The 12,225-nt window shown below is 72.4% G+C and carries 13 protein-coding genes and 1 pseudogene; 12 read left to right on the forward strand and 2 right to left on the reverse strand.

Annotated features, from left to right (window positions below):
• The first annotated feature begins 5 nt into the window (after positions 1-5).
• A complete protein-coding gene (locus ACFWN1_RS07125) occupies positions 6-821 on the forward strand; it encodes an inositol monophosphatase family protein (protein WP_384359060.1) in 816 nt (271 codons plus the stop codon).
• Between the two features lie 95 nt (positions 822-916).
• Here ACFWN1_RS07125 and ACFWN1_RS07130 read toward each other — a convergent pair whose 3' ends face one another.
• Positions 917-1,090 (reverse strand): hypothetical protein, encoded by a 174-nt coding sequence (locus tag ACFWN1_RS07130; RefSeq protein ID WP_384359062.1) that lies wholly within the window; start codon positions 1,088-1,090, stop codon positions 917-919.
• A 411-nt stretch (positions 1,091-1,501) separates the two neighbouring features.
• On the opposite strand from ACFWN1_RS07130, the gene ACFWN1_RS07135 reads away from it, so the two are divergent.
• The 4 genes from ACFWN1_RS07135 (at position 1,502) to ACFWN1_RS07150 (ending at position 5,073) form a co-directional block, all read left to right on the forward strand.
• Positions 1,502-2,155, forward strand: coding sequence for a response regulator transcription factor (locus ACFWN1_RS07135; RefSeq protein ID WP_384359064.1), 654 nt, complete (start codon positions 1,502-1,504; stop codon positions 2,153-2,155).
• A gap of 6 nt (positions 2,156-2,161) precedes the next feature.
• Positions 2,162-3,442 carry a sensor histidine kinase gene (locus tag ACFWN1_RS07140; RefSeq protein WP_384359066.1) on the forward strand — a complete coding sequence of 427 codons (1,281 nt, stop codon included), beginning with the start codon at positions 2,162-2,164 and terminating at the stop codon, positions 3,440-3,442.
• 406 nt (positions 3,443-3,848) lie between these two features.
• The gene (locus tag ACFWN1_RS07145; RefSeq protein ID WP_005481602.1) at positions 3,849-4,145 is read left to right on the forward strand and encodes a DUF4193 domain-containing protein; all 297 of its coding nucleotides are present in this window, start codon (positions 3,849-3,851) and stop codon (positions 4,143-4,145) included.
• A 13-nt stretch (positions 4,146-4,158) separates the two neighbouring features.
• Entirely contained in the window at positions 4,159-5,073 is a 915-nt protein-coding gene (locus ACFWN1_RS07150; protein ID WP_384359068.1) for a hypothetical protein, read from the forward strand.
• A 13-nt stretch (positions 5,074-5,086) separates the two neighbouring features.
• Here the strand turns inward: ACFWN1_RS07150 and ACFWN1_RS07155 are convergent, their stop codons facing one another.
• Positions 5,087-5,551, reverse strand: coding sequence for a DUF3093 domain-containing protein (locus ACFWN1_RS07155; protein ID WP_384359070.1), 465 nt, complete (start codon positions 5,549-5,551; stop codon positions 5,087-5,089).
• Between the two features lie 90 nt (positions 5,552-5,641).
• On the opposite strand from ACFWN1_RS07155, the gene ACFWN1_RS07160 reads away from it, so the two are divergent.
• The 7 genes and pseudogenes from ACFWN1_RS07160 (at position 5,642) to ACFWN1_RS07190 (ending at position 12,195) form a co-directional block, all read left to right on the forward strand.
• Positions 5,642-6,220, forward strand: coding sequence for a PaaI family thioesterase (locus ACFWN1_RS07160; RefSeq protein ID WP_384359072.1), 579 nt, complete (start codon positions 5,642-5,644; stop codon positions 6,218-6,220).
• An 8-nt stretch (positions 6,221-6,228) separates the two neighbouring features.
• Positions 6,229-6,765 (forward strand): annotated as a pseudogene (dut, locus tag ACFWN1_RS07165) (dUTP diphosphatase).
• A 1-nt stretch (position 6,766) separates the two neighbouring features.
• Positions 6,767-7,516: a DUF3710 domain-containing protein gene (locus ACFWN1_RS07170; RefSeq protein WP_384359074.1), complete on the forward strand. Its 750-nt coding sequence runs from the start codon at positions 6,767-6,769 to the stop codon at positions 7,514-7,516.
• A 182-nt stretch (positions 7,517-7,698) separates the two neighbouring features.
• Entirely contained in the window at positions 7,699-10,260 is a 2,562-nt protein-coding gene (locus tag ACFWN1_RS07175; RefSeq protein ID WP_384359076.1) for an ATP-binding protein, read from the forward strand.
• Positions 10,257-10,943 (forward strand): response regulator, encoded by a 687-nt coding sequence (locus ACFWN1_RS07180; protein WP_384359078.1) that lies wholly within the window; start codon positions 10,257-10,259, stop codon positions 10,941-10,943. The genes ACFWN1_RS07175 and ACFWN1_RS07180 overlap by 4 nt, the downstream gene beginning before the upstream one ends.
• A 64-nt stretch (positions 10,944-11,007) precedes the next feature.
• A complete protein-coding gene (locus ACFWN1_RS07185; RefSeq protein ID WP_384359080.1) occupies positions 11,008-11,406 on the forward strand; it encodes an OB-fold nucleic acid binding domain-containing protein in 399 nt (132 codons plus the stop codon).
• Positions 11,407-11,409: 3 nt separating this feature from the next.
• Positions 11,410-12,195 (forward strand): DUF3159 domain-containing protein, encoded by a 786-nt coding sequence (locus tag ACFWN1_RS07190; RefSeq protein WP_384359082.1) that lies wholly within the window; start codon positions 11,410-11,412, stop codon positions 12,193-12,195.
• The last annotated feature ends 30 nt before the right edge of the window (positions 12,196-12,225 follow it).

Consider the following 12,225-nt stretch of genomic DNA (forward strand, 5'->3'; position numbering starts at 1 on the left):
GACCCGTGACCGACCCGCTCCACCTCGAACTGCTCCAGCTCGCCCAGGAGGCCGCCCGGCAGGCGGGTGTGCTGCTGCGCGACGGCCGCCCGGCCGACCTGGCGGTGGCCGCGACCAAGTCCAGCCCGGTCGACGTCGTCACCGAGATGGACCTCGCCGCCGAGAAGCTGATCGTCGACCTGATCTCCGGCCGCCGCCCCGAGGACGGGTTCCTCGGCGAGGAGGGCACCAGCGCCGAGGGCACCAGCGGCGTCCGCTGGGTGATCGACCCGCTCGACGGCACGGTGAACTACCTCTACGGGCTGCCGTCCTGGGCCGTCTCCATCGCGGCCGAGGTGGACGGGGAGACCGTCGCCGGCGTGGTCGCGGCCCCGATGCGCGGCGAGACCTACCAGGCCGTGCTCGGCAAGGGCGCCTGGGCCACCGGCGGGTGGGAGGGCGAGCGCCCGCTGGCCTGCCGTCCGCCGGCCCCGCTCGGCCAGGCGCTGGTCTCCACCGGCTTCAACTACGTCACCGAGGTCCGCGCCCGCCAGGCGGAGATCGCGGCCCGGCTGATCCCGCTGGTCCGGGACATCCGGCGCGGTGGCTCGGCGGCGATCGACCTGTGCGACCTGGCCTGCGGCCGGCTCGACGGGTACTACGAGCGCGGGCTCCACCCCTGGGACGTGGCGGCCGGGGACCTCATCGCCCGGGAAGCGGGCGCCATGACCGGCGGGCGGCCCGGAGAGCGCCCGTCGGACGTGCTGACGATCGCGGGTACCCCGAGCGTCTTCGAGCCCCTCCAGCGGCTGCTGGGGGACTTCGGCGCCTGGCAGGACTGACGGCACGCCACGCGCGACCGGGGGGCCCGGGGCACAGCGCGTGCCGGGGTCCCGCCGGTGTGCGCGGGCCGGTGTCACCGGCGCCAGGGGGGCCGTCAGGCGTGGGTGACGCCGACCTCCACGCCGTGCTCGGCGGCGAGCCGGCGCAGGTCGTCCAGCTCGCCCTGCTCCACCTCGACGAGGAACTCGTCCCCCTCGTCACGCGCCCGCGTCAGGTCGGACTCGGTCGTCTTTATGCGCTGCAGAAGTCCCGTGGTGAAAGCGTCCATGCTGCGCCCCCTCGTCCTGGGTCGTGGGCTGGTGGCACGGGGTGTGCCAGGTGGGAAAGGGGCGATCGTCGCCGCGGGTGCCCAGCGCTGCCCTGCCGGGCGGCGACGGTGCCGGACACCCGCGCCCGCTCCGCGGAGTGATCGGGGGGTACCGCATGGTGCCGCGGCACATGCGGAGCGTGATCGCGGGGTGTAAAGCCGTCCTCCCCGCGCGCCAAGTCGGGGAAACCTCGCCGACGGCAGAACTTCCGGCATTCGCGCGACGCCACACCCGGCCCTGTGGCCCCGCACCCGGCTTACAGCCGACTTATGGCTGAAAAGGGCAGGATGGAGGCCACGATCCCACGGCCGTCTCCACCCGCCCGCGCCCCGGCGCGGCCACCCGGGCGGACTTCAGGAAGGACTAGCGACGTGCGTGTACTCGTCGTCGAGGACGAGCAGTTGCTCGCCGATGCGGTGGCCACCGGACTGCGCCGGGAGGCCATGGCCGTCGACGTGGTGTACGACGGTGCGGCCGCCCTGGAGCGCATCGGCGTCAACGACTACGACGTGGTCGTCCTCGACCGCGACCTCCCGCTCGTGCACGGCGACGACGTCTGCCGCCGCGTCGTGGAGCTGGGCATGCCCACGCGGGTGCTCATGCTCACCGCCTCCGGCGACGTCAGCGACCGTGTCGAGGGCCTGGAGATCGGCGCGGACGACTACCTGCCGAAGCCGTTCGCCTTCAGTGAGCTGATCGCGCGCGTGCGCGCCCTCGGCCGCCGCACCAGCGTGCCCCTGCCCCCGGTCCTGGAGCGGGCCGGCATCAAGCTCGACCCCAACCGCCGCGAGATCTTCCGCGACGGCAAGGAGGTCCAGCTCGCGCCCAAGGAGTTCGCGGTGCTGGAGGTGCTGATGCGCAGCGAGGGCGCGGTCGTCTCGGCCGAACAGCTGCTGGAGAAGGCGTGGGACGAGAACACCGATCCCTTCACCAACGTGGTGCGGGTGACGGTGATGACGCTGCGCCGCAAGCTCGGCGAACCCCCGGTGATCGTGACGGTCCCCGGCTCCGGCTACCGGATCTGATCCCCCGTGGCCGCCACCCCCGCGCCGCCCCAGGCGCCCCCGAAGCCCACCTGGGACCCCCGCCCCCAGCCGCCCTTCCCCTGGCTGCGCCCGACCATCCGGATACGGCTCACCCTGCTGTACGGCGGCATGTTCCTCATCGCCGGCATCCTGCTGCTGTCGATCATCTATCTGCTGGCCGCGCAGGCGATCAACACCGGCAACCAGCCGCTGTTCAAGATCGTCGGCTATCAGGACCTCAGGGTCTCCAGCGGCAACTGTCCGGCGATCAACAACACCACCAGCCTGTCGCTCCAGGACTTCAACACCGCGATCAGCCAGTGCGTCGACCACCAGCGCCAGGTGGCCCTGGACAACCTGCTCAGCCGCTCCCTGCTGGCCCTGCTGGGCCTCGCGGTGATCGCCTTCGCGTTCGGCTACGCGATGGCCGGCCGGGTGCTCTCCCCGCTGGGCCGGATCACCCGCACCGCCCGCCAGGTGGCCGGGTCCGACCTGTCCCGCCGGATCGAGCTGGACGGCCCGGACGACGAGCTGAAGGAACTGGCCGACACCTTCGACGACATGCTGGAGCGGCTCCAGCGGGCCTTCACCGCCCAGCAGCGCTTCGTCGGCAACGCCTCGCACGAGCTGCGCACCCCGCTGGCGATCAACCGCACCCTGCTGGAGGTGCACCTGTCGGACCCGGACGCCCCGGTGGAGCTCCAGCAGCTCGGCAAGACGCTGCTGGCCACCAACGAGCGCAGCGAGCAACTGGTGGAGGGCCTGCTGCTGCTCGCCCGCAGTGACAACCAGATCGTCGAGCGGGGCCCCGTGGACCTGGCCGAGGTGGCCGGGCAGGCCATCGACCAGGTGCGCTCCGAGGCCGAGGCCAGGAGCGTGGAGATCCGCAGCGGGCTGGTGCCCGCCGTGGTGCGGGGCAACGGCGTCCTGCTGGAGCGCATCGCGCTCAACCTCGTGCAGAACGCGGTGCGCTACAACGTGGCCCCGGACGAGACGCAGCGCGAGGGCGAGGGGGCGGAGAGCGGCTGGGTGGAGGTCAGCACGGCGGTCGAGCACGGCCGCGCGGTGCTGACCGTCTCCAACACCGGTCCCGTGGTGCCCGCGTACGAGATCGACAACCTCTTCGAGCCCTTCCGGCGGCTGCGCACGGAGCGTACGGGCAGCGACAAGGGGGTCGGGCTCGGCCTGTCCATCGTCCGGTCCGTGGCCCGCGCGCACGGCGGCCACATCTCGGCCGTGCCGCGGGAGGGCGGCGGTCTGGTGATGCGGGTGACGCTGGCGTTGTGACCGTCCCTGTCACAGCTCCCGACACTCGCGAAGGATGTTCGCTTCGCGCGGAATTTTCCGAGCACCGAAAGAGGTTGTCTCTGTGTGATCAATCACATCGGCGGATTTCCAGCCATGCACTCACTGTGATCATCAAGAGGGCCGTAAAGCCGGGAAAATCCGGGTTTTCAAGGCACTTCATCACGGGAAGTACACGATGAGGCGCCTTTGAGGTGCGACATCTGGACCGTGTACGGTCCTCACCGCCATCCAAGCCGATCACTCACGAGGGGCCGGGTTGGATGTCGATTGAATAACAGACCTTGATGTGAGGCAAAATCTCCGCCTCAGGTCGGGCACAAGTCCGGCCTCTCACGCGTTACGTGCGCTGAAGACACCGCAGATACCCAGAGGGGGAGAGTGACACATGGCAACCGATTACGACACTCCACGCAAGACCGACGACGACGTCGACTCGGACAGCCTCGAAGAGCTGAAGGCCCGCCGGAACGACAAGTCCACCTCCGCGGTGGACGTCGACGAGTTCGAGGCCGCCGAGGGCCTCGAACTGCCGGGCGCCGACCTCTCCAACGAGGAACTGGCGGTCCGCGTGCTGCCCAAGCAGCAGGACGAGTTCACCTGCATGAGCTGCTTCCTTGTCCACCACCGCAGTCAGCTGGCCCGTGAGAAGAACGGCCAGCCGATCTGCCGCGACTGCGACTGAGGGCGGGTCGGCCGTGACTGGCTCGACCCCTCCGCGGAAGCGCCGCTTCGGTCTTCCGGGAGCGGACAAAGGGCCCGTGCGGGGCTCGCACGGCGCGCGTGACGACGACGAGCGGGGCCCCGCTGCTTCGGGGGCCTCGCTCGAACCGGTGTCCGATTCCGAGGCGGCCAGGACGGGGGAGTCCCCCGGCCGCACGGCGGCGATGCGCGAGCGGGCCCGGCTGCTGGCCCGGGAAGGCGCCCGCCGGGGCGGCACCCACGCGCGCGCGGGACTCGCCTACCTCGCCGACCGGATCATCGACCTCGCCCCGCGCGTCCCCGTACGCGACCTGGCGACGCTGCGCCGGCAGTTCCCGGGCCTCGGGCCCGAGCAGCTCGCCGACAAGCTGGTGGCCGGAGCGGCCAACGGCACCTCCACGGTCGGCGCCGGGATCGGCGCGGCCGCCATGCTCCCCGTACCGCCCGCCATGCCCACCGAGCTGGCCGCCGAGATCACCGGGGTAGCAGCGATCGAGCTGAAGCTCATCGCCGAACTCCACGAGGTCTACGGCCTGCGCCCGCCGGGGAACCTCCGCACGCGCAGCACCGCGTACCTGTCCTCCTGGTCGGGGGAGCGCGGGATCGACGTGATGAAGCCGACGACCATCGATGTCGCGCTGGGCGGCCGGATGAAGCGCGAGCTGCGCCAGCAGATCATGAAGCGCATGGTCCGCAACCTGCCCAGCCTCATGCCGTTCATGGTCGGCGCCGCCGTCGGCGCGGTCATGAACCGCCGGGACACCCGGAAGCTCGCCGCGCGCGTGCGGGCCGACCTGCGCAAGAGCCAGGTGCCGTGGGACAGGCTGTCCGACCTGCCGCCGCTGGAGGAGCCCCAGGACCCACTGCCGATCACCGGATACCCCGGCTACCCGGAGGGCACCGGCAGCTGACGCCCCGCGCGGCTCAGGCGGCCGCGGTCCTGGCGCCCGCGATCGCCGCCGCCAGCCGCTCCGGCTCACGCGTCGACAGATACAGGTACGGCGTCGGGTCCTCCGGGTCGGTCACCTCGACCCGCAGCGCCGTCGGGATGTAGGAGCGCAGCAGCAGGAACGCGCGCGTGTCGGCCTTGTACGTGCGCCAGGCGCGGGCCTCCTCCGCGTCCAGCACCTCGGCCGCGCCGAGCGCCGACACCGGGATGCGGGCCTCGCCGGCGATCAGCGCGTCGCCCACCACCCGGATGCGCGGGGAGCCGTACGAACTGGCCAGCACCGCCGAGACGGCCGTGCCGCCGACCAGACCGCCGAGCAGCGGCAGCGTGCCGAAGGGCAGCAAGATCAGGGCGAAGGAGACGCCCACGAGCACGCTGATCAGCCACCACGAGCGCGGGGCGGTCAGGCGTTCTTCGAAGGGGGCGGCGGAGAGCTGCATGAGCCAAGCTTGGCACGGTGGACGGACATCCCGGACGCCGGGGCGCCGGCGTGGTGGCGGCCGCAGGGCGGAGCGGTAAGGTCTGCGCCTGTGAGTTCAGCCAGCCTCCATCCGCCCGCCGACGCGCAGCCCCCCGTCCGGCACCCCGACGCTCCCGCGCCCGGTGAGCTGCTCGGTGCCCACTACGAACACTGTTTCGGCTGCGGCCCCGGCCAGCCGCACGGGCTGCACCTGGAGGCACGCGCGGGCGACGGCGTCTCGCTGACCGCCGAGTTCACCGTCCAGCCCGCCCACCAGGGCGCCCCCGGCCTCGCGCACGGCGGGGTGCTGGCCACCGCCCTGGACGAGACCCTCGGCTCGCTGAACTGGCTGCTGCGCACCATCGCCGTCACCGGACGGCTGGAGACCGACTTCGTGCGCCCCGTGCCCGTCGGCACCGTGCTGCATCTGGAGGCCGAGGTCACCGCCGTCGCAGGCCGCAAGATCTACTCCCGCGCCACCGGCCGCGTGGGCGGCCCCGAGGGCCCGGTGGCCGTGCGCGCCGAGGCGCTGTTCATCGAGGTCAAGGTCGACCACTTCACCGACCACGGCCGCCCGCGGGAGATCCGGGCCGCCCTGAGCGACCCGGACCAGATCCGGCGCTCCCGCGCCTTCGAGGTGAACCCGTGAGCGCCCCGCTGGACGTCCGGCTCCGCCGCATCGACCCCGGCGTACCGCTTCCGGCGTACGAGCACCCCGGTGACGCGGGGGCCGATCTGCGCACCACCGAGGCGTGCGAGCTGAAGCCCGGCGAGCGGGCCGTGCTGCCCACGGGCGTGGCCGTCGCGCTCCCGGAGGGGTACGCGGCCTTCGTGCATCCCCGCTCGGGCCTGGCGGCCCGCTGCGGAGTAGCGCTTGTGAACGCCCCGGGGACGGTTGATGCCGGGTACCGTGGAGAGATCAAGGTGATCGTGGTGAATCTCGATCCGCGCGACAGCGTGCGGTTCGAGCGCTTCGACCGGATTGCCCAACTGGTCGTCCAGCAGGTCGAGAGGGTCCGCTTCCAGGAGGTCGCGGAACTTCCCGGTTCGGCGAGGGCCGAGGGGGGCTTCGGGTCCACCGGAGGCCACGCCTCGGTGGACGGCTAGCGCGGCACGACGGTCCGGCCGCCGCCAGGTGGCCGGGCGGGTGGGAATCGATACGCTTCGGTCGTATCCGACCGGGAAGGACAGTGACGTGTTCGGACGTCGCAACAAGAAGGGTGCCGCCGAGGACGCGGCCGGCGAGGCCGAGCAGGTCGTCGACAGCGTCGGCACCGAGGCGGAGGAGCGGACGCGGGCACGGCTCGAGCCCGAGCCGCGCCCCGACGGACCCTGGGACTCCACCGAGGTACGCGACCCGGCCGAGGGCCGCGTCGACCTCGGCGGTCTGTTCGTGCCCGGGGTCGACGGCATGGAACTGCGGGTCGAGGTTGCCGGTGACGCGATCGTCGCCGCCACCGTCGTCCTGCGCGACAGCGCCGTCCAGCTCCAGGCGTTCGCCGCCCCCAAGCGCGAGGGCATCTGGGGCGAGGTCCGCGACGAGATCGCGGGCGGCATCACCCAGCAGGGCGGCATCGTCGACGAGGTCGAGGGCCCCCTCGGCTGGGAGCTGCGAGCCCAGGTGCCGGTGCAGCTGCCGGACGGCACGGGCGGCTTCCAGGTCGTGCGGTTCATCGGTGTGGACGGCCCGCGCTGGTTCCTGCGCGGTGTGATCTCCGGCCAGGGCGCGGTGCAGCCGCAGGCGGCCGGGCTGCTGGAGCAGATCTTCCGGGACACGGTCGTGGTGCGCGGAGAGGGCCCGATGGCGCCCCGCGACCCGATCGTCCTCAAGCTGCCCAACGACGCCCAGATGGTCCCCGAGGGCGTCCAGCAGGAGGAGGGCTCCCGCTTCTCCGGCGGCATGGGCCAGCTCCAGCGCGGCCCGGAGATCACCGAGGTCCGCTGAGCCGGGACAACGCACGTCGAAGGGCCGTACCCCGGGGGTGCGGCCCTTCGCGTGTCCGTGCGCCCGAGGCGTCAGGGTTGCGTCAAAGCGTCCCGTCGCGCGGCCCCCCGCCCGCTTTGTCCGCACCGGCCGCCGTAAGGTCGACCCGGCGTAGGCGGCAGTCACCGGAAGACAATGGGGCCATGGCACGCGGCAAGCTTCGGATCTACCTCGGCGCGGCACCGGGCGTGGGCAAGACCTACGCCATGCTCGCCGAGGCGCACCGCCGTCTGGAACGGGGCACCGACTGCGTGGTGGCGTACGTCGAACACCACGGCCGCCCCCGCACCGAGACGCTGCTGCACGGCCTGGAGCAGGTTCCGCGCCGTCCTCTTGAGCACCGGGGCGGCTCCTTCGAGGAGATGGACGTCGACGCGGTACTGCGCCGGGCGCCCGCCGTCGCCCTGGTGGACGAACTCGCGCACACCAACATCCCCGGCGCCCGCAACACCAAACGCTGGCAGGACGTGGAGGAACTGCTCGCCGCCGGGATCGACGTCGTCTCCACCGTCAACATCCAGCATCTGGAGTCCCTCGGCGACGTGGTCGAGTCGATCACCGGGGTCCGCCAGCGCGAAACGGTGCCCGACGAGGTGGTCCGCCGGGCCGACCAGATCGAACTGGTCGACATGTCCCCGCAGGCCCTGCGCCGCCGCATGGCGCACGGCAACGTCTACCAGCCGGACAAGGTCGACGCGGCGCTCTCCAACTACTTCCGCCCCGGCAACCTCACCGCCCTGCGCGAGCTGGCCCTGCTGTGGGTGGCCGACCGGGTCGACGAGCATCTGACCGCCTACCGCAGCGAACACCGGGTCTCCCGGATCTGGGGCTCCCGCGAGCGCATCGTGGTCGGTCTGACCGGCGGACCCGAGGGGCGCACCCTGATCCGCCGTGCCGCCCGGCTCGCCGAGAAGGGCGCCGGCGGCGAGGTGCTGGCGGTCTACATAGCCCGCAGCGACGGCCTCACCGGCGCCTCCCCGAAGGAACTCGCCCTCCAGCGCACCCTGGTCGAGGACCTGGGCGGCACCTTCCACCACGTGGTCGGCGACGACATACCGGCCGCCCTGCTGGCCTTCGCGCGCGGTGTCAACGCCACCCAGATCGTGCTCGGCTCCTCGCGCCGCAAGGCGTGGCAGTACGTCTTCGGACCCGGCGTCGGCGCCACCGTGGCCCGGGAGTCCGGTCCCGACCTCGACGTGCACATCGTCACCCACGGCGAGGTCGCCAAGGGGCGCGGACTGCCCGTGGCGCGCGGCTCCCGGCTCGGCCGGGGCCGGAACATCGCCGGCTGGGCCGCCGCGCTCGCCGGCCCGGCCGTCCTGGCGCTGCTGCTCAACGCCGTGGACCTCGGCCTCGCCAACGACATGCTGCTGTTCCTGGCCGTCACGGTCGCGGCGGCCCTGCTCGGCGGACTGCTGCCCGCCCTGGCCTCGGCCGCGCTGGGCTCCCTGCTGCTGAACTTCTTCTACACCCCGCCCCTGCACCGGCTGACCGTCTCCGACCCGCGGAACATCGTCGCCATCGCGATCTTCTTCGGCGTCGGCATGGCGGTCGCCTCCGTGGTCGACCTCGCCGCCCGCCGCACCCACCAGGCGGCCCGGCTGCGCGCCGAGTCGGAGATCCTCTCCTTCCTCGCCGGCAACGTCCTGCGCGGCGAGACCAGCCTGGAGGCGCTGCTGGAGCGGGTCCGGGAGACCTTCGCCATGGAGTCCGCCGCCCTGCTGGAGCGGGCCGGCGACCTGGAGCCCTGGACCTGCGCCGGGCGCGCCGGACTCGGGCCACCGCTGGAGCGGCCCGAGGACGCCGACGTGGACATGCCGGTCGGCGACCACATGGCGCTCGCGCTCACCGGACGGGTGCTGCCCGCCGAGGACCGCCGGGTACTGGCCGCGTTTGCCGCCCAGGCCGCCGTCGTGCTCGACCGGCGCCGCCTCAAGGCCGAGGCCGACCGGGCCGGCGCGCTCGCCGAGGGCAACCGCATCCGCACCGCCCTGCTCGCCGCCGTCAGCCACGACCTGCGCACCCCGCTCGCCGGGATCAAGGCCGCCGTCTCCTCCCTGCGCTCCGACGACGTGGCCTGGTCCGAGGAGGACCAAGCCGAGCTGCTGGAGGGCATCGAGGAGGGCGCAGACCGCCTCGACCACCTCGTGGGCAACCTGCTCGACATGTCCCGCCTGCAGACCGGCACCGTCACCCCGCTGATCCGCGAGATCGACGTGGACGAGGTGGTGCCGATGGCGCTGGTCGGCGTCCCCGAGGACAGCGTCGGCCTCGACGTGCCCGAGACGCTGCCCATGGTCGCCGTCGACCCCGGACTGCTGGAGCGCTCGGTCGCCAACCTGGTGGAGAACGCCGTCAAGTACAGCCCGCCCGGCCAGCGCGTCACCGTGGCCGCGAGCGCCCTGGTGGACCGGGTCGAGGTGCGCGTGGTGGACCGGGGGCCCGGCGTGCCGGACGACGCGAAGGACCGTATCTTCGAGCCGTTCCAGCGGTACGGCGACGCCCCGCGCGGCGCCGGGGTCGGACTCGGCCTCGCGGTCGCCCGCGGTTTCGCCGAGGCCATGGACGGCACCCTGACCGCCGAGGACACCCCGGGCGGCGGACTCACCATGGTGCTCAGCCTCCGCGCCGCCCGGCCCGGCCCCGGCCCCGGCCCGCTCGGCGCGGGCGAGGACACCGCAGAACAGGAAAGGCAGCCGCAATGACCAGGGTGCTGGTGGTCGACGACGAACCGCAGATCGTGCGGGCCCTCGTGATCAACCTCAAGGCGCGCTCGTACGACGTCGACTCGGCCCCTGACGGCCGTACCGCCCTCCAGCTCGCCGCCTCCCGCCACCCCGACGTGATCGTCCTCGACCTGGGGCTGCCCGACATGGACGGCGTCGAGGTGATCCGGGGCCTGCGCGGCTGGACCCGGGTGCCCATCCTGGTGCTGTCCGCCCGCCACTCCTCCGACGAGAAGGTCGAGGCGCTGGACGCGGGCGCCGACGACTACGTCACCAAGCCCTTCGGCATGGACGAACTCCTGGCCCGGCTGCGGGCCGCCGTACGCCGGGCCGAACCGGTCGGTCCCGGCGAGGACGACGTCATCACCGTGGAGACGGCCGGCTTCACCGTCGACCTGGCCGCCAAGAAGGTCCACCGGGCGGGCCGGGACGTACGGCTCACCCCGACCGAGTGGCACCTGCTGGAGGTGCTGGTCCGCAACACCGGCCGGCTGGTCGGCCAGAAGCAGCTGCTGCGGGAGGTCTGGGGACCCTCCTACGGCACCGAGACCAACTACCTGCGGGTCTACATGGCCCAGCTGCGCCGCAAGCTGGAGGCCGACCCCGCGCACCCCCGGCACTTCATCACCGAACCCGGCATGGGCTACCGCTTCGAGAAGTGAACCGGTGTCCCGCCGGGGCTCCGCGGAGTACGGCCCCGGGGGTCCGCCCCGGTACGCTTCAGATATGAGTGGCGTTCCTAGTTCCGAGAAGCCGGCAGGCCGGTTCCGCCGCATGCTGGACCGGCTCTCCACCTCGCAGGAGGACCTGGAGTCGGAGGAGCTGCGGGAGGACTCCGAGACGGCCGGCTGCACCCGGATCGGCGACTGCCACGACCGGCAGATCGTCACCGTGACCGGTACCTTGCGCACGGTCACCCTGCGGCCGCGGGCCGGCGTCCCGGCGCTGGAGGCGGAGCTGTTCGACGGCACCGCCGCGCTGGACGTGGTGTGGCTGGGCAGACGCTCCATCACGGGCATAGAACCCGGACGCAGGCTGATCGCGTCGGGCCGGATCTCGATGAGCCGGGGACGCCGCGTGCTGTTCAACCCGAAGTACGAACTGCGACCCCTCGGACGGGAGTAGCCGGTGACGTCCCTCGACAAGCCGACCCAAGACGCCGGACAGAGCCCGCCGGACGGCGCACGCGAGGCCGAGGAGGCCCACGACTCCCGGGCGGTCACCGAGGCCGCGCTCTTCGAGGCGTTCGGCGGCATCCGCGGCATGGTCGAGACGGTGCTGCCCGGCCTGCTCTTCGTCACGATCTTCACGATCAACAAGGACCTGCATCTCTCCGCGATCGCCGCGCTCGGTGTCGCGGTGGTCATGCTCGTGGTCCGGCTGCTGCGCAAGGACACCGTCAAGCACGCCTTCAGCGGTGTCTTCGGGGTGGCCTTCGGCGTCGTGTTCGCCATGTTCACGGGCAACGCCAAGGACTTCTACCTGCCCGGCATGCTCTACACCCTGGGCATGGCGCTCGCGTACATCATCACGACCCTCGCCGGGGTGCCGCTGATCGGCCTGATGCTGGGCCCGGTGTTCAAGGAAAACCTCTCCTGGCGCACCCGCAACCCCGGCCGCAAGAAGGCGTACGCCAAGGCCAGCTGGGCCTGGGGCCTGATCCTGCTCGCCAAGTGCGCGATCCTCTTCCCGCTCTACTGGTGGGCCGACACCACCCAGCTCGGCTGGATCCTGGTCATCCTGAAGATCCCGCCCTTCCTGCTGGCGGTCTGGCTCACCTGGGTCTTCCTCGCCAAGGCGCCGCCGCCGATCGACGTGTTCGCCGAGCTGGAGGCCGCCGAGAAGGCGGAGCGTGAGGGGAACGTGGCCGAGACCGGCGAGTCCGCCCCGGGACGGCACCGCCGGGAGGCCTAGCCGCCGCGCACGAGGAGAGCGCCCGCGGAC

This window comes from Streptomyces sp. NPDC058459, assembly GCF_042721685.1.
Classification (GTDB): Bacteria; Actinomycetota; Actinomycetes; order Streptomycetales; family Streptomycetaceae; genus Streptomyces.

Excerpts from the sequence above, each read along its gene's own strand:
- ACFWN1_RS07155 (WP_384359070.1), bottom strand. The coding sequence starts at position 5,551 with ATGCAGCTCTCCGCCGCCCCCTTCGAAGAACGCCTGACCGCCCCGCGC.
- ACFWN1_RS07145 (WP_005481602.1), top strand. The coding sequence starts at position 3,849 with ATGGCAACCGATTACGACACTCCACGCAAGACCGACGACGACGTCGAC.
- ACFWN1_RS07175 (WP_384359076.1), top strand. The coding sequence starts at position 7,699 with ATGGCACGCGGCAAGCTTCGGATCTACCTCGGCGCGGCACCGGGCGTG.
- ACFWN1_RS07130 (WP_384359062.1), bottom strand. The coding sequence starts at position 1,090 with ATGGACGCTTTCACCACGGGACTTCTGCAGCGCATAAAGACGACCGAG.
- ACFWN1_RS07180 (WP_384359078.1), top strand. The coding sequence starts at position 10,257 with ATGACCAGGGTGCTGGTGGTCGACGACGAACCGCAGATCGTGCGGGCC.
- ACFWN1_RS07185 (WP_384359080.1), top strand. The coding sequence starts at position 11,008 with ATGAGTGGCGTTCCTAGTTCCGAGAAGCCGGCAGGCCGGTTCCGCCGC.